This window comes from Microcoleus sp. MOSTC5 (assembly GCF_036701825.1).
Lineage (GTDB): Bacteria > Cyanobacteriota > Cyanobacteriia > Cyanobacteriales > Microcoleaceae > Microcoleus > Microcoleus asticus.
This window is the reverse complement of the sequence record NZ_JAUBRK010000052.1, coordinates 10,889-25,784: the sequence shown is the minus strand read 5'-3', so window position 1 is coordinate 25,784 and position 14,896 is coordinate 10,889. Positions and strand designations below refer to the sequence as shown.

Here is a 14,896-nt window from a genome sequence, read left to right as displayed (position 1 = left end):
TATTTAGCCGCCGACAATCAGCGACAGGCGAGCTAGCAAAGGCCAGCTTATCAGCAGTCCCAAAAGTGCAACTCCGAACAGAATAGTCAGGGCGTAAAACTGAGTTTGACCGTTAACGTTGTACTTGAGGCTTTGCCCGCCAAAAACCGTTGCAAAACCGATTAAGTTCGCGAATCCGTCCACAATATTGCGATCGACCCAGGAGATGACTCGAGCAACTAAACCGACGGCAAATATCACTGTCACCCGGTAAAGTTGGGCGGTGTAAAAGTCGTAGGCAAAAAAGTCTTGCAGGGCTTGAGAACCGATTCGTACCGGTTTTTCCCATTTCTCATTCAGGTAAACAACTGCTCCGGCACCGATGCCGATCGCCGTTGACACAACTAGCAGTCCACTGGCGGTATAATTCAAACTCGCCCCAGGCAATAACTGCCACGCGGCCAGCAAGTGCGGAACGTGCAAAGTAAAGCCCATTAAAACAGTCATCGGCAAGATAAAAGGCCAGTGAACTTCTGGCGAACGTTCGGTCATTTGCTTTGGTTTGCCGCCAAAAACTAAACCGAAGACGCGCACTAAGCCAAAAGCAGTGACGCCGTTTACAAACAGCACTATTCCTAACAAGAAAGGGTGAGTTTCCCAAAGCCCGGATGTGAAGTCTTCTAAAGCCCAGAAACAGCCGAAGGGCGGCAGTCCCACCAATCCAGCGCTACCGACAATAAACGATATCGCCGATATCGGCCGCTTTCCCCACAAACCGCCGAGAGCTCGGATATCCTGAGTGACGGTGTTCCAAACTACCGAACCGATGCTCATCACCAGCAAACCCATTGCCAAGGTGTAGGCAAATATCAATGTCAGGGCTGTCTGGGCTTGTCCGGTGCCGACGGCGATAAATACTAAGCCCATGTAGGCGCTGACTATATAGGAAAGCGTGCGTTTGATATCAATTTGGGCGATCGCAATTAATGAAGCACCCACCGCCGTCGCAGCGCCTACAATAATAGTTGTCGTCATCCCCACGGGCGACAAAGCAATCACCGGCTGCAACTTAATCAATATCCAAGCACCAGTTTCCACAACTACGGTGTTCCGCAAAATCGTTGCCGGCAGAGGGCCTTCCATCGCCTCATCCAGCCACAGGTGCAAGGGAAACTGAGCGCACTTACCCATCGGGCCGGCAATCAAAGCTAAAGTCAACAGCGTCGCTACAGTCGGGTCAAGCTTTGCAGTCTGGGCCCAAACAGCCAACTCGTCAAAATTCCAAGTTCCAGCCAGCGGCAGAATGGCAACTACCCCCATCAGCAGGAATAAATCTCCCACCCGCTTGGTTAAGAAAGCGTCGCGGGCTCCTGTCACCACCAAAGACTGATTGAACCACAGCCCGACTAGCAGGTAAGTACCCAAAGTCAGAACTTCCAAAATCATGTAGCTGAAGAACAGGGAATTGCACAGTACCAAGCCACACATCCCAGCTTCAAACAGCCCCATCAGAGAAAAGAACCGAGCCCAGCCCCAGTCCATTTCCATGTAACCGAAAGCATAAATCTGCGCTAGCAAGTTCAGTCCGGTAATCAAAACTGTCGCCCCGACGGTGACAGCAGAGATTTCAACAGGAATGGTTAAGTCTAAACCTGCTACGTTCAGCCAAGGAATCAACTGGTGTTGCGCGGGTTGGTTCCAGATAGCTGTCAGGGCGATGACGCCGTGTAAAAAAGCGAACAAGGTTAATATGGCGTTTACGTAACCGGACGGTCTGGGCCCGGTGCGGCGAGTAACTGCCGGAAACCACAGCATGGACAGAACTCCGCCGATGAGTGGATAGCAAGGTATAAACCAAACTGTCTGGAGTAAGATTTGAGCCATTGGCATTACTTGTAAAGGTTACAAAGATTTAAAAATCTGAGAATAATTCCGATGCGCTGACGACAGCACTGAAAAGCCAGAAGGCAGAAGTAAAGAAAATTTGGGGGTTTGCCTGTGAGTTCGTTCCCGTCGTCAAACCGAGCGCTTCAGAATCGACTTATTAATTTTATATTAAGGATTACGTTAAATTCTCATATTTCGGATTTAGCATATCTATATGTACCAATAAACTGTACTTATACGTATTTAGAGGCGGGGATTGTATAAAAAAGAATCATTGATTCGATCGCACATCATGCACTATTTTGAGCAACAGGCAAGATGCCTGTGCCACAACAGTTCAATTTTTGTGGGGTACACCATTTTGAGCAACAGGCATCTTGCCTGTTCCATAAGAATTCAATTTTTTTTGTGGGGAGTAGGGGTTGGGCATCCTGCCTGCCCGTGAAATGCTTATTTAGAAAAGGCAAAATGCCCTCCCCACAAAAGTTCAATTTTTTTGTGGGGAGGGCATGTTGCCTGTCCGTGAAACGCTGACGCTCTACAATATTAGAACCGCTCAATGTCCCAAGCTGATTCTGGGAGTTTGGCTTGGCGCTGTCCGATCGCCCTTGCCCTAACACTCAAAAGACCGATCGGCGTATTAAACAAATCTACCAGATCGGCTCGGGCGATCGCAATTTTGGCAGCAGCAACCGGAAATTCCTTGAAAAGCCACCTAGCCAGCCGGTAAAAATATTCCCCTGTTGTGAATTCTCGCATCAAATCGACGCCGTGGAGTTCGTGCAAATATTTATTAGATTCGCCGTACCGATACCATTGACTTTGCAACTGTTTTATTGTAGAACGGTGGCGGTGTCGGACGATCGCATTTTCAGCAAAATACAATTTATAGGATGTTTCTCGCAAAATCCGCCAGCACAAGTCAGCATCGCCGCCGCTGGTGAGATGGGGGCGAAACAAGCCTACTGTTTCTAAAACTTGCTTGCGTACAGCTAAATTGGCGGTTTGACCGTAGGGACAAAAAGGGTGAGCGAGAGTATGTTTTTGAGATAAAGTATTTTCGCGGGCGCTGTGTTGTTCTAAAATAGTTTTACCGGGCAATGCGAGTATTTCCCCAGCACTAATTCCTACTTCTAAGTCAACAAATGGCTTAACTAAATTTTCCAGCCAGTCAGATTCCGGGCGACAGTCTGCATCGGTAAATGCAATGATTTCGCCTGTTGATGCGCGAATTCCTTGATTGCGGGCGGCGTAGGAACTTTGAATCTGATTTTCGGTGAGGTGGCGAAGGGTTATTTGATTTAAATTGCTTCCCCCCCTTACCAAGGGGGGGACTGAGGGGGGGTTAGAGGCTGCTGTTTGGATAATGCTTGAAGTGCGATCGCGACTGTTGTTGTCTACTAAGAGATATTCTACACTGTCGATCGGATAAGTTTGCGATCGCAGGCACTCGATCAACTCCGGCAAATCTGTCTCGCCATTGTAAATTGGCACTACTATCGAAACTTCCGGTAAAAACATTTTAATCATTCAAAAACAACCGTCAACGATAGCATAACTAATATTGAGTCAGATTAAACGAACCGCGAAGGCGCTAAGGACGCGAAGGAAGATAAATAAGCAAATGTACTTCTTTCTTCGCGCTATAAGCGTCTTGGCGATTATTCAAATAATTAAAAAGTGTTATTAAGTTCCATTGCATTAACCGGGGATATCAATTCTCAAAATTATAACTTCGGAGCCTTAAACAGGGAAGATGCCTGTTCCACAACAACTGAATGGAGTTGTGGAACAGGCATCTTCCCTGTTTCTTTGAAATAGTAGAAAATATCTCTTACATCCCCTGTGCAGTCCGTCACTCAATCCGTTCTCAACTGTTGCTAGTCAACATCAGAATCATTAACACTAACACCCCGTTAGTTAGATAAAAAATGCCAACAACCTGAGTTTCTAGCCAGCCGCACAACTCTAAATGATGGTGCAGCGGAGCCATTCTTAACAGACGCTTGCCGATTCCATCCGGCCCTTTTGTAGCCTTGTAATAACCTACTTGAGCAATTACTGACAGCGTTTCAATAAAGAAAATCCCGCTGATTATTAATAATATCCAAAGGCTATTTGTTAATAAAGCTACCGCACCCAACGCACCGCCCAAAGCTAAAGCACCTGTATCGCCCATAAACACGCTGGCTGGATTGCGGTTGTGTGCTAAGAAACCGAGACAACTGCCGCTGGTGCAGGCGCAAAATATCATTAATTCTGGCGAAGTTGAGGCTACAGATGCGCCCAATCCCAAAAGTGCGATCGCCCCCAAACCTCCCATCAACCCATCAATCCCGTCGGTAATATTAGTAGCATTGCTTTCAGCTACCAGCACAAAACCAGCCAGCGGCCAAAACAGAAAACCTAAAGGCAATACCCAACCGAAAGGCAAAGCAATGCTGGTAGAAATAGCTGGTTCGCGGAACATCAGCCACAGACAAAATAGAGCTGCAAAACCTACTTGCAAAGCCAATTTCATCCTAGGTGAAATACCTTTATTCGACTTGCGGCGCAAAATTTGCCAGTCGTCGATCCAGCCGATGAAACCGTAAGCTAAAGTTAAAGCTGATACAGCAACAACATCTGAGTTAAATCTCGACCAAAGCAAAGCAACTGCGACCCCTGCAGGCACAAAAAAGATGCCTCCCATTGTCGGCGTTCCCGCCTTTTTTAAGTGAGCTTGGGGGCCGTCTTCGCGAATTATTTGTCCTGCTTTTAATTGCTGGAGTAAAGGCACAACTCCACAGCCCACAGCCGATGCAACTACAGCACAAACAGCTAGTGGCATAAATAGCGATGCAGGCCCATTCAAAAGTCTACCCGCTGCTAAATCTAAACCGATCGCGACAATGCCGAGCCCCAAACCCAGCAGCAGGAATAAATTCCTGCCTGTAAGTTTGAAAGGCATAGTAAAAGAAATTTTCTCATCCACAAAGTTATCCATAACACTCCTCAACACACACCATTTAAGAACAAGCAATTGAAAATTGGGGAATCGGGTGCGCTACAGGAGATTGGGAAATATCTTAGTTTTTATTCCCTGTTTCCGGTTGATTACTTCACCCTTCTACAAGTTATTCCTCGCCTACACTCGCATCCTCTTCAACTTCCTCTTCTAAATCATCGTAAGGACTGTCGTCAACTGCCATTAGTTCTGAAATTTCTTCTTCGTGCAGATAGTCGGGTTCTTGGACATCCCTTGCTAACAGGCGATTGTTAGATTCCAACCAGTCTAAAAGAGAAGATTGCTGCTTTAATGGAATTACATCCGCAGGCAAGTGGCGAGGTATTTGACGCAGAGATGGGTTGTACATGATTCTCGGTTTTTAAAGACAAAGACGCGATCGAGTAGAGGTAATGTTTTGCCGACGGACTGCTGCTTTGATGAAGCACTTGCAAATCGGGCATCTAGCAAGGCTAAAGCATTATACCACAAGCACTGTTTGGTTCCGGATCGGATAAGATGGGAGACCCAAAAGGCGATCGCCCCCAATCATGGGCCTCAGGATAACACTAAAATCCGCTCTTGCCAATCCTTCTTTAGCCCTAAGCATTGTAATCGCAGACGGTCGTCTTTAAGATATCGCGCCACAGGTGGCGATCCTCTTCTCCAAGCCTCGTTAACGGGCAAGCGGTTGATTCAGAACTGTCTCCTGGTTTTTCATCAAAGCCTTATCCCGAAAGCCCTCTGGCTTCTTCAGTCAACTCTTGCGCAATAAATCTCAGAATGGATACAACGGCGGCGGTTTTATACAACAAAGAGGGTTACCACACCGGAGGGCAAAAACTTCTGGGGCGTCATTCAGCCGGAGAAGGGTTTCTCAAAAGCTTAGTACAACACGGAACCGCTGACTCTCTCTACTGTTGCGCCGACAGCCAAACAACCTTTAAGGAGTTTTGTTCGCACATCCAACCTTGGCTGCAACAACCTCGGAAAGTCCGCTGGATTCCCACAGAACGACCGGATTTGCTCTCTCAACCGGGCACAATTTACCGACCCGATCCCGCCCTCTCGCAGATGGTTTGGGCGCGCAGATTTGTCGATCAGCGGGCCTACAGCGTTTGCGGCGTTACTCACACCATCGGTACCAAATATGTCATGGGGGCGATCGGCGATTTGATAACCGCACCCATGCAGCCTTGGGACGCCCTGATCTGCACCTCTGCCGCCGCGAAAACAGCAGTAGAAGGCGTTATGGGGGAGTGGTCAGAATATTTAGCGCAGCGCAATGGCGGTCAACCGGAAATTTTAGTCAAATTGCCGATTATTCCCCTAGGAGTGGATTGCAGCGCGTTTCCCCAGGGTGTGGAAGCAGTTAATAGTCGCCGCCAACTGCGGCAAGAACTCGGCATTTCTCCCGACGATATTGTTGTGTTATTTGTCGGTCGATTGACTTTTTCTGCAAAAGCTCATCCGGTACCGATGTACATCGCCCTAGAGGCCGCCGCACAACAGACAAAAGCCAAAATCCACTTAATTCAAGCAGGTTGGATCGAAGATCCGAGAGAAGAACCCGACTTTAAAAATAGCGCGCAAATCTTTTGCCCCTCCGTAAATGCTATTTTTTTAGATGGGAGACAACCCGAAATTAGAATAAATATTTGGTCGGCGGCAGACATTTTCATTTCGCTTTCCGACAACATTCAAGAAACCTTCGGACTCACGCCAATAGAAGCAATGGCGAACGGACTGCCCGCCATAGTCTCCGACTGGAACGGATACAAAGAATCTGTACGCCACGAAATAGACGGCTTCCGCATTCCCACACTCATCCCGCCCCCGGAATCTTGTTTAGATTTAGCGCTAAATTATCTCGACGGCAGCTTAAATTGGCCGACTTACATGGGCCACACTTCCCTAGCCACAGCAGTTGACATTGATTTTTGCACCCGGGCTTTGTGCCAATTAATTGAAAACCCCGAATTGAGAAAGCGGATGGGGGAAAATGCCAGACAAAGAGCAAGGGAAATTTATGATTGGAAAGTAGTAATTGCAGCTTACGAACAATTGTGGCGGGAATTAGCAGAAATTCGCCTTGGGGCACCAGAGTCAGCACCTGTAAAAGCCGGGAAGCCGCCTTATCCGCTGGGCGACGATCCGTTTCGGGTATTGGGTCATTATGCGACTCAAACTTTAAGCAATGAGATGATGCTGAGTTTAGGGCCGATCGCCACACCAGAAATTTTACAGCAGATACAGACAATTTGGTTTACCTGTTTTGGTGACGATCGGAGAATATCTGTTAGCATTCAGATGCAGATATTGGATACAATTAAGCAAGAAGGCACTGTCAGCGTGGGGGAAGTTATCAGACGCTACGTTAAAAACGAGCAAGAATTAGCATACCTATATCGGACGATACTCTATCTAATGAAATTTGGTATCTTAGTTATTAGTCATTAATTAATGTAGGGTGTACGCTCCGAACAAAAATACCCAATAATCAGCGCGCTAAAAACGACTTGTCGCGTAATTTATAAATAATATTGAACGCGAACTCAATAAAAAATTTTCCTGATTGATGTCTCTTCCTAAAAAACTATGCTTAGAAAATCTGCACTCTTAGAGATAATAGCTGGCAAGAATCGCGGTTTGCTGGCGACGGCTAGCGACAAACAAGCGATTTTAAGCGCGATCGCCCAATTGGAAGATTACAACCCCACACCACGCCCTGTGGAAGCCGCAGAGCTTTTAAATGGCGATTGGCGGTTATTGTACACCACCAGCAGCGCACTGCTGAATCTTGACGGTTTTCCTTTGGTGAAATTGGGTTCAATTTATCAATCTATCCGCGTCAAAGAATCTAAAATTTACAATATTGCCGAACTTTACGGCTTGCCTTACTTAGAAGGAATTGTCAGCGTGGCGGCGACATTTGAGGCCACTTCGGAACGGCGAGTGCAGGTGAAGTTTGAACGGTCAATTTTCGGTTTAAGCAGGTTGATTGGCTATGAATCTCCAGTCCAGTTTATCAATGAGATTGAGTTGGGTAAAAAGTTCGCTGCTGTAGATTTTGGGTTCGATAGTCGCGAACAGCAGGGATGGCTGGATATTACTTATTTGGATAGCGATTTGCGGATCGGGCGCGGGAATGAAGGAAGTGTCTTTGTGTTGACAAAAGAGTGATTTTGTGATGTGTGATTAAGAGCGATCGCCCCTTAACTCATACTCAATTTATCTTTCCTTCATCCGCATTGATCAGCGTTCATCTGCGGTTACAAATCAAAAATATATCACTTTTGCAAACAATTCAAGACTTCATCAGTATTGTTACTCCGTCGGTTTTTCCTGTTCTTTTTTTTCCGTCGGCATTGACTTTCTGACAGCTAGCACTAACTCCGCTTCGGTACATCGATACAAGTCCCGCATTCGGAATACTTGCCAAACTTCCATTTTTGGCAATGTTCGACCCTTTTCCCAGTTGCGAATTGAAGATTCCGCACATTCTAGTATATGTGCTACATCTATAATTTTCAGCCCCGCACGTTCTCTTAAGGCTCTCAGATCCATAGCTGACAGAACCTTTTGATGGACAAAACGTTAAGTTTTACCGTGAATAGTTGACGGATATGACCGATTTGGTGTTTAATCATAGTAGTAGAGGCGTTAGTCGATTTCCGGCAAGAGACTTACTAACGCCCTTTCCTGTAGTCCATAGAGGATACTAAACCATCATGCCACAAAACGGTTATCAACAGGGATTCTCCGCGAATCCTCGGGCGATCGCGTACCAAAAACGCCTTTACCCTTGGGCGATCGCCAAACTCATGCCCAGTATGCAGCGGGCGATTGTGGGGCGATTTCGCAGTCGATCGGATGCTGACGGACACTTGCTGTGTCTGCGTCAACTCATGCCTCAAGCAACGCTTGTGGTAGTTTTTGACTTGCAACCAGCAGACTAAAAGTAGGATTAAACCCCCGTGGTTGCCCCTCTAAGAGTAAGGTAGACACGGGGGTTTAATCCTGCAAGTTATTCACAATTCATACAGAATTGCTATATCAGAAATGCGATTTTTCTGTGGCGATTGAGGGATTGCCAATTGATTGACTGTCGCAGACTTTAAAACTTTTGGGTCAGGGAAATGGGACTGCGGCGATGTGGTTTGCTCAACAAATTCGGAGTTTGTAAATGGGCGTGGGGAAAAGTGCGATCGCTCTTAATTTTTTACACGGTTCTAGCCTAAATCCTAACATATAATAAAAATATATCTTTTGACGCGCTGAGCTTTTATTTGGATAACCAGGAAGAAATAAATACTTATATTGAACGCACTCGAAGTCCTGAATACTTGATTCATCCTGCCGTTAAAGCTGCAATAATAAAACAACTAAAAGTATTAGAATTGTTCGGTATTATTGACTACGAGAAAGATTATAGCTACAATGGTGGCGTAATTTTTAGAAATCAAGTATAATCCTTTCTAATAATCTATTCACAGTTATCAAATTTAAGGAGACATAGATATGGCTGGCGAGCGCAACATTTATATGGGTTCGGGTAACTCGGGGAACTATAACGAATCAATCCAAGGCAATTATATACAAGGCAATTTCATAAATACGGGTCAGGATTTCTCTCAAGTAACGGATCAAATTCAACAATTATTAATTCAACTTCAAAGACAGGGATACACTCCACAGGATGCTCAGCAGAAAGTCGCTAGTGACTTAGTATCTCAGGCTAATAATGATTCTCAATTTAGTAGCTACTTAGTCAAGTGGAGACAGTATGTACTTGATGCTGCTGCCAATGGTCTGATTGGTGAAGCAGTGGTAGGCGTAGTCAAACTAGCACTAGGATTCTAAGGTGTTCCTCTTTGAATGACTGATAAGCTGTCGCGCATTTAATCTAGACAGCCCTGTTTATTCAAACTCTTGTAGGGTGGGCATCCTGCCCGCCCAAAAGGTTACAACTAAATGCAAAACAGCTTATTTCGCTAAATTAATGACAGGTAAAATAAGACAAGTATTTAAAAAATTCAGTATTTTAATATCTAGGCTACCAGGAAGTAAAAAGCAACGATATTACTTCTTTAGCGTATTAGTTGGACTAATAAGTGTTGTGATTGTTGGCACGGGCGTTATGACTCTAACTAGGTTGATAGTTAGCGTTATAATATTGGGATTTTCTAAAGTGTTATGGGATTTAGGTGCTACTACTCCTCAAGAATCCCGAGTCAATTTAGAAGACAATAGCAAAACAGGCGAGCGCAATATTCACATGGGTTTTGGTAATTATAACGAATCTATTCATGGCAACTATATCCAGGGAGACTATATAGTAATACAAGGTTGTTACATTAACACCAATCAAGAATTATCTGATGTCGTCGCAGAGTTTCGCGAGGTTGTAAATCAACTTAAAAATCAGGGATATAGTGCGGATAAAGCTGAGGATCAAGTAGCCAAAGATTTAGAAGAAAAAGCCCGCAGTAACCCGAAAGTCAAAAAAAGAGTAGTTAAGTGGGCAAAGTCTTTAAATCATACGTCTCCTCAAATAAATAATGAAGCTGATGCAGCTAGAGAAGTTATTAAATATGCTGCTGCTTCTCCATATACTTCGTCTGCTAAATCTATTGAAGTGGTCGGTGGAATGTATTCTAAGTTAGATAGTTTGCTCCAAGCTAGGAGATGGAAAGAAGCCGATGAGGAAACAGAGAAAATGATATTCAAACTATTAGGTAGGGAAAAAGTAGAACCACCATCAGAAAATATTAATCTATCAGAATTTGGGAACAAATTAAGGGCTTTTTATAACAACTGCTTATCGGGCAAAGATATTGAAATTTTACCTGGTACAGAACTCAGAAATATAAATAAACTCTGGCTAGAACATAGCAAGGGACGCTTTGGCTTTAGCGTACAAAAGCGGATTTGGGAAAGCATTGTTCGTACTGAGCCTGAACCTACAATCTTTCATGGTCGGGGTTGTAAGGAGTTTGATGAGCGTGTGGGCTGGTACGTGAAGGGTGATTGGATATATTACTCTGATATTAAATACTCTCTAACAGCTCCACCTGGACACCTTCCCATCAAAGTTATGTTAGATAAACATTCTAAAAAATGTGACTGCGATCAATCAATTTTTCGTGTTTTTATGAAGCGTCAATATTACTCGTAGGTGAAACAATAAAATTATTCGATATTGGGTAAGTAAACTAAGATCGCCCTTTCATCCAAAAAATCTAACTGAAGTGCGATCGCAATCTCATCCAAAAACGCAATTCTCAAATTATCCCCTCATCAATCCCAGCCGTAATATCCTGAATAAAAATGCTCCGACTCTCCCAAACCCAACTCAAAATCCTCGAAGAATGCCCCCGCAAATTCCAACACAGCTACCTCGAACTACTCGCCACCACCGCCTCCCCAGAACACAAAGAAAAACTCACATGGGGAAGCCACTTTCACCTATTAATGCAGCAGCGAGAACTCGGACTTCCCATTGAATTTATCATCCAACAAGACCCCGAACTTGGACGCTGTGTGGCAGCATTTATCAACACCGCACCCGAACTTTTCGCTGATTCAGAAAATAGCGAGCGAGTTTTTCGCCAAGCCGAACACCCCCGCACCCTAATTTTCCAAGACTACCTATTCACCGTTATCTATGACTTGCTAATAGCCGAACCAAACGCCGCCCAAATTCTCGACTGGAAAACCTATCCCCGCCCTCAAAAATCAAAATGGATAGCCGAAAGTTGGCAAACTCGCCTCTATTTATACGTCTTAGTAGAAACCAGCGACTATTCCCCCGAACAAGTTTCCATGACATACTGGTTCGTACAATTGCAAGGAGAAGAACCGCCGCAAAAACTCACGTTTTCTTACAGCCAAACAGAACACGATCGCACAAAACAAGATTTAACCCACCTATTGCAGCAGCTAACCGACTGGCGACAGCGCTATACCGAAGGTGGCGAATTCTTACCTCAAGTAGAAATTACTTCCAATCTTTGCGATTCCTGTCAATTTGCCACTCGCTGCAACCGCACACCAGAAATCAAAGCTTCCTCACAAAATGTTCCGGCAGAAACTCCCACAGATTGGCTGCCAAATCTTGCTATAATAGACGAAATATTTATTTAATATATAAACAAACCCCCCAAATTTTACTCGTTACTAGGCTCTGCCTGGTAACGCAAATACGGAGGCATAGCCTCCAATTTTCCCATCGTAAGCGAGGCTCTTCCTCTGGAAATGAGTTCCCAGGCTCTTCCTGGGAACAAGTTACTCGCGTAAGTCTTATTTAACATACAAACAAGCCCCTAGATTCATCTGTGGTCAAAATCTAAAATCTAAAATCTAAAATCTAAAATCTAAAATCGAATGACAGAAACCCCTCAACACTGGCAAAATCAACTCTTACCCCAACCCCCAGCTTGGCTGATCCAAGCTGTCAGAAACCATGCACCAGAACTCCCCGGAAACTATGCCGCTGCACTTCTCTGGTATAGAGGAATTCAAAACCCCGAACAAATACCCGGTTTCTTAAATCCCAAACTTTACCAACCAGCAAGTCCCTTTGAATTCGGACTAGAAATGAACTGGGCGATCGCAAGAATCCAGCAAGCAAGAAATAGCGGAGAAAAAGTCGCAATTTGGGGAGATTTTGACGCCGACGGCATTACCTCAACTTCGGTACTTTGGGACGGACTGGGAGAATTTTTTGCTCAAAACGACCAACTAACTTATTACATTCCCAACCGCTTAACCGAATCTCACGGACTCAATGTTCCGGGAATAGACGCCTTAGCAAAATCGGGAATTAGCTTAATTATTACCTGCGATACAGGCAGTACAAACATCGCCGAAATCGAATATGCCACCAGCTTAAACATCGATACAATTATCACCGACCATCATACATTACCAGACGATCGCCCACCAACTACAGCCATTATCAATCCCCGCTACTTTCCCCCCAACCACCAACTATTTAACCTTTCAGGAGTGGGAGTAGCTTACAAATTAGTTGAAGCATTATATCACACCTTACCGGATATTCCACAGCGCCCGCTCACAGATTTATTAGAATTAGTAGCGATCGGCTTAATTGCCGATTTAGTCCAACTCACAGGAGACTGCCGCTACCTAGCACAACTCGGAATCGAACAACTGCAAAAACAACTCGCAAATCCCACCCGCCCGGGAGTTGCAAAATTGCTCGAACTGTGCAAAAGATCGGGCGATCGCCCAACCGACATTTCCTTCGGGCTCGGCCCCCGAATCAACGCAGTCAGCCGCATTCAAGGCGACGCCAGCTTCTGCGTAGAACTCCTCACCAGCCGCGATAAAAAACGCTGCGAAGAACTAGCAAATTTAACCGAAATTGCCAACTCCCGGCGCAAATCTTTACAAAAAGATGTTGCCAAAGATGCCGCAAACAAATTAGCCAAACTCGACCTTTCAACTACTAGCGTCATCGTCCTCAGCGACCCCCAATGGCCCGTAGGTGTATTAGGATTAGTAGCAGGACAAATCGCCCAAGAATACGGCCGCCCCGTGATTTTATTCAGCACAGAAGGCAGCGAAGAAATTAACGAAAATTCCCAGGAAACGCAATTTACCTCTTTCTTAGATCCAGAATCACAAAAACTTTCTCCATCCAAAATTGCCAGGGGTTCGGCGCGTTCAGCCAATCAAATCGACCTTTACCAATTAGTCAAAGGCCAAGCGCATTTATTGCACAGATTTGGCGGTCATCCCTTCGCTGCCGGATTAAGTCTCCCCGTTGAAAATATCCCGCTATTTACCGATGGAGTAAATCAGCAACTGCGGCAACAATACAGTACAGATAGTTTAACAGCCGCCCCCGTTCAAGCCGACCTAAAAATTACTGTCTCCGAATTAGGCAAAGACTTATTTCAAGAACTAAAATTGCTCGAACCTTGCGGTATGGGCAACCCCGCCCCCAAATTGCTGATTGAAAACTGCTGGTTTGACAATCTATGGAATCAAAAAATCAAGGATTTGAAAGGACAAAAAGTAGAATATATCAAAACAGAATTTACAATTAGGGATGAATCTAGCGATACGGGATTTCCCGGCATTTGGTGGGGACACAATCAAAACGAAGTTCCCCAATGCCGCTGCGATGTCACCGTGGAACTCGATTTTAATACTTACAAATCGCGGTATGAAGTGCGCCTCGTAGCAGTGCGGGAACGCACGGAAGAAAACCAAATCAATTCCCAGACTAAAATAGATTGGATCGTAGACTGGCGCAATAGAAATAATGATGAAGAGTTGGTAGCAGCCAGCACAAACTTAGAATCTCAAATGCCGATCGACAATCTAGTTTACAATTCCGAAAAGGTCGATCGCGAAAACTCGATCGTCCTCAAAGAATGCCCCGCAAGCTGGGACGAACTGCGGATCTGGTTTCGCCAAGCACAGCACACTCAGAAAAAACTCGCGATCGCCTACACATTACCCCCACTCGTACCCCCACAACAAATCTGCCAACAGCTAATCGGCATCGCCAAATACCTCAGCCGCACCAAAAAACCCGTCACCAGACACCAACTCCGCCAAAAACTCGGCATCAGCGACACATCGCTGCAACTGGGGTTCAAAACCCTAACATATCTCGGTTTCCAAATCAATTATCGCGATCGAGCTTTCCACATCGCGAGACAATCCGAAACCGCACAGCAGCAAGACGCGCCATATCAAATCCCCCAACCGTTATTAGATAGCCAATCCCTTCAATTCTCAGTGCCAAATTCCCCCATCGCCGCCCGTTTTGCAGCGCAATTCCTAGCAGCAGTCTCTGAAGAACAATTCCGGCGGAAATATTTCTGTGAAGTACCCCTCTCCACCATTCAATCGATCGCCCGAGAAACCGTTTTCCAAGAAGATTCTACAGCAAATCCCTTTTAACTGATATCTAGCACCATTCTTGAGAACAGACCGTCGGGCCTGTTCCACAACAGATGAATTTTCTTGTGGCGTGGGCACGCGAGCCCGCCCTGAAAAAATTAT

Annotated in this window: 13 protein-coding genes; 8 read left to right on the top strand and 5 right to left on the bottom strand. The window is 45.3% G+C overall.

The genetic code is table 11. The annotated features are described in order from the left end of the window. Positions 1-3: 3 nt before the first annotated feature. From QUA54_RS24690 to QUA54_RS24675, 4 genes are all read right to left on the bottom strand, one after another. Positions 4-1,863: an NAD(P)H-quinone oxidoreductase subunit F gene (locus tag QUA54_RS24690; RefSeq protein ID WP_333416708.1), complete on the bottom strand. Its 1,860-nt coding sequence runs from the start codon at positions 1,861-1,863 to the stop codon at positions 4-6. 549 nt (positions 1,864-2,412) lie between these two features. Continuing rightward, positions 2,413-3,396: a glycosyltransferase gene (locus tag QUA54_RS24685; RefSeq protein WP_333416707.1), complete on the bottom strand. Its 984-nt coding sequence runs from the start codon at positions 3,394-3,396 to the stop codon at positions 2,413-2,415. A gap of 340 nt (positions 3,397-3,736) precedes the next feature. Beyond that, positions 3,737-4,852 (bottom strand): phospho-N-acetylmuramoyl-pentapeptide-transferase, encoded by a 1,116-nt coding sequence (gene mraY / locus QUA54_RS24680; RefSeq protein ID WP_333188347.1) that lies wholly within the window; start codon positions 4,850-4,852, stop codon positions 3,737-3,739. 130 nt (positions 4,853-4,982) lie between these two features. Beyond that, positions 4,983-5,222, bottom strand: coding sequence for a DUF3134 domain-containing protein (locus QUA54_RS24675; protein WP_172190580.1), 240 nt, complete (start codon positions 5,220-5,222; stop codon positions 4,983-4,985). 413 nt (positions 5,223-5,635) lie between these two features. Here QUA54_RS24675 and QUA54_RS24670 point away from each other — a divergent pair, with 413 nt between their 5' ends. Together QUA54_RS24670 and QUA54_RS24665 are read left to right on the top strand one after the other, a co-directional pair. Further along, positions 5,636-7,312: a glycosyltransferase family 4 protein gene (locus QUA54_RS24670; RefSeq protein WP_333416706.1), complete on the top strand. Its 1,677-nt coding sequence runs from the start codon at positions 5,636-5,638 to the stop codon at positions 7,310-7,312. A gap of 138 nt (positions 7,313-7,450) precedes the next feature. After that, on the top strand, positions 7,451-8,035 hold the full coding sequence (locus QUA54_RS24665; RefSeq protein ID WP_333204663.1) for a PAP/fibrillin family protein: 585 nt from the start codon (positions 7,451-7,453) through the stop codon (positions 8,033-8,035). A 144-nt stretch (positions 8,036-8,179) separates the two neighbouring features. Here QUA54_RS24665 and QUA54_RS24660 read toward each other — a convergent pair whose 3' ends face one another. Next, positions 8,180-8,419, bottom strand: a complete 240-nt coding sequence (locus tag QUA54_RS24660; protein ID WP_333204661.1) for a helix-turn-helix transcriptional regulator — start codon at positions 8,417-8,419, stop codon at positions 8,180-8,182. A 164-nt stretch (positions 8,420-8,583) separates the two neighbouring features. Here QUA54_RS24660 and QUA54_RS24655 point away from each other — a divergent pair, with 164 nt between their 5' ends. The 6 genes from QUA54_RS24655 (at position 8,584) to QUA54_RS24630 (ending at position 14,794) form a co-directional block, all read left to right on the top strand. Beyond that, positions 8,584-8,811 (top strand): hypothetical protein, encoded by a 228-nt coding sequence (locus QUA54_RS24655; RefSeq protein ID WP_333416705.1) that lies wholly within the window; start codon positions 8,584-8,586, stop codon positions 8,809-8,811. A gap of 330 nt (positions 8,812-9,141) precedes the next feature. Continuing rightward, positions 9,142-9,324, top strand: coding sequence for a hypothetical protein (locus QUA54_RS24650; protein ID WP_333416704.1), 183 nt, complete (start codon positions 9,142-9,144; stop codon positions 9,322-9,324). Positions 9,325-9,373: 49 nt separating this feature from the next. Further along, a complete protein-coding gene (locus tag QUA54_RS24645) occupies positions 9,374-9,715 on the top strand; it encodes a hypothetical protein (RefSeq protein ID WP_333416703.1) in 342 nt (113 codons plus the stop codon). A gap of 76 nt (positions 9,716-9,791) precedes the next feature. Next, a complete protein-coding gene (locus QUA54_RS24640; protein WP_333416702.1) occupies positions 9,792-11,030 on the top strand; it encodes a GUN4 domain-containing protein in 1,239 nt (412 codons plus the stop codon). A 152-nt stretch (positions 11,031-11,182) separates the two neighbouring features. Then, a complete protein-coding gene (locus QUA54_RS24635) occupies positions 11,183-11,998 on the top strand; it encodes a PD-(D/E)XK nuclease family protein (RefSeq protein ID WP_333416701.1) in 816 nt (271 codons plus the stop codon). Between the two features lie 240 nt (positions 11,999-12,238). Continuing rightward, complete coding sequence (locus tag QUA54_RS24630; protein ID WP_333416700.1) at positions 12,239-14,794, top strand: DHH family phosphoesterase; 2,556 nt, start codon at positions 12,239-12,241, stop codon at positions 14,792-14,794. Positions 14,795-14,896: the final 102 nt, after the last annotated feature.

Excerpts from the sequence above, each read along its gene's own strand:
- QUA54_RS24685 (WP_333416707.1), bottom strand. The coding sequence starts at position 3,396 with ATGATTAAAATGTTTTTACCGGAAGTTTCGATAGTAGTGCCAATTTAC.
- QUA54_RS24655 (WP_333416705.1), top strand. The coding sequence starts at position 8,584 with ATGCCACAAAACGGTTATCAACAGGGATTCTCCGCGAATCCTCGGGCG.
- QUA54_RS24670 (WP_333416706.1), top strand. The coding sequence starts at position 5,636 with ATGGATACAACGGCGGCGGTTTTATACAACAAAGAGGGTTACCACACC.
- QUA54_RS24635 (WP_333416701.1), top strand. The coding sequence starts at position 11,183 with ATGCTCCGACTCTCCCAAACCCAACTCAAAATCCTCGAAGAATGCCCC.
- QUA54_RS24630 (WP_333416700.1), top strand. The coding sequence starts at position 12,239 with ATGACAGAAACCCCTCAACACTGGCAAAATCAACTCTTACCCCAACCC.
- QUA54_RS24690 (WP_333416708.1), bottom strand. The coding sequence starts at position 1,863 with ATGGCTCAAATCTTACTCCAGACAGTTTGGTTTATACCTTGCTATCCA.
- QUA54_RS24660 (WP_333204661.1), bottom strand. The coding sequence starts at position 8,419 with ATGGATCTGAGAGCCTTAAGAGAACGTGCGGGGCTGAAAATTATAGAT.
- mraY (WP_333188347.1), bottom strand. The coding sequence starts at position 4,852 with ATGGATAACTTTGTGGATGAGAAAATTTCTTTTACTATGCCTTTCAAA.
- QUA54_RS24665 (WP_333204663.1), top strand. The coding sequence starts at position 7,451 with ATGCTTAGAAAATCTGCACTCTTAGAGATAATAGCTGGCAAGAATCGC.
- QUA54_RS24675 (WP_172190580.1), bottom strand. The coding sequence starts at position 5,222 with ATGTACAACCCATCTCTGCGTCAAATACCTCGCCACTTGCCTGCGGAT.
- QUA54_RS24645 (WP_333416703.1), top strand. The coding sequence starts at position 9,374 with ATGGCTGGCGAGCGCAACATTTATATGGGTTCGGGTAACTCGGGGAAC.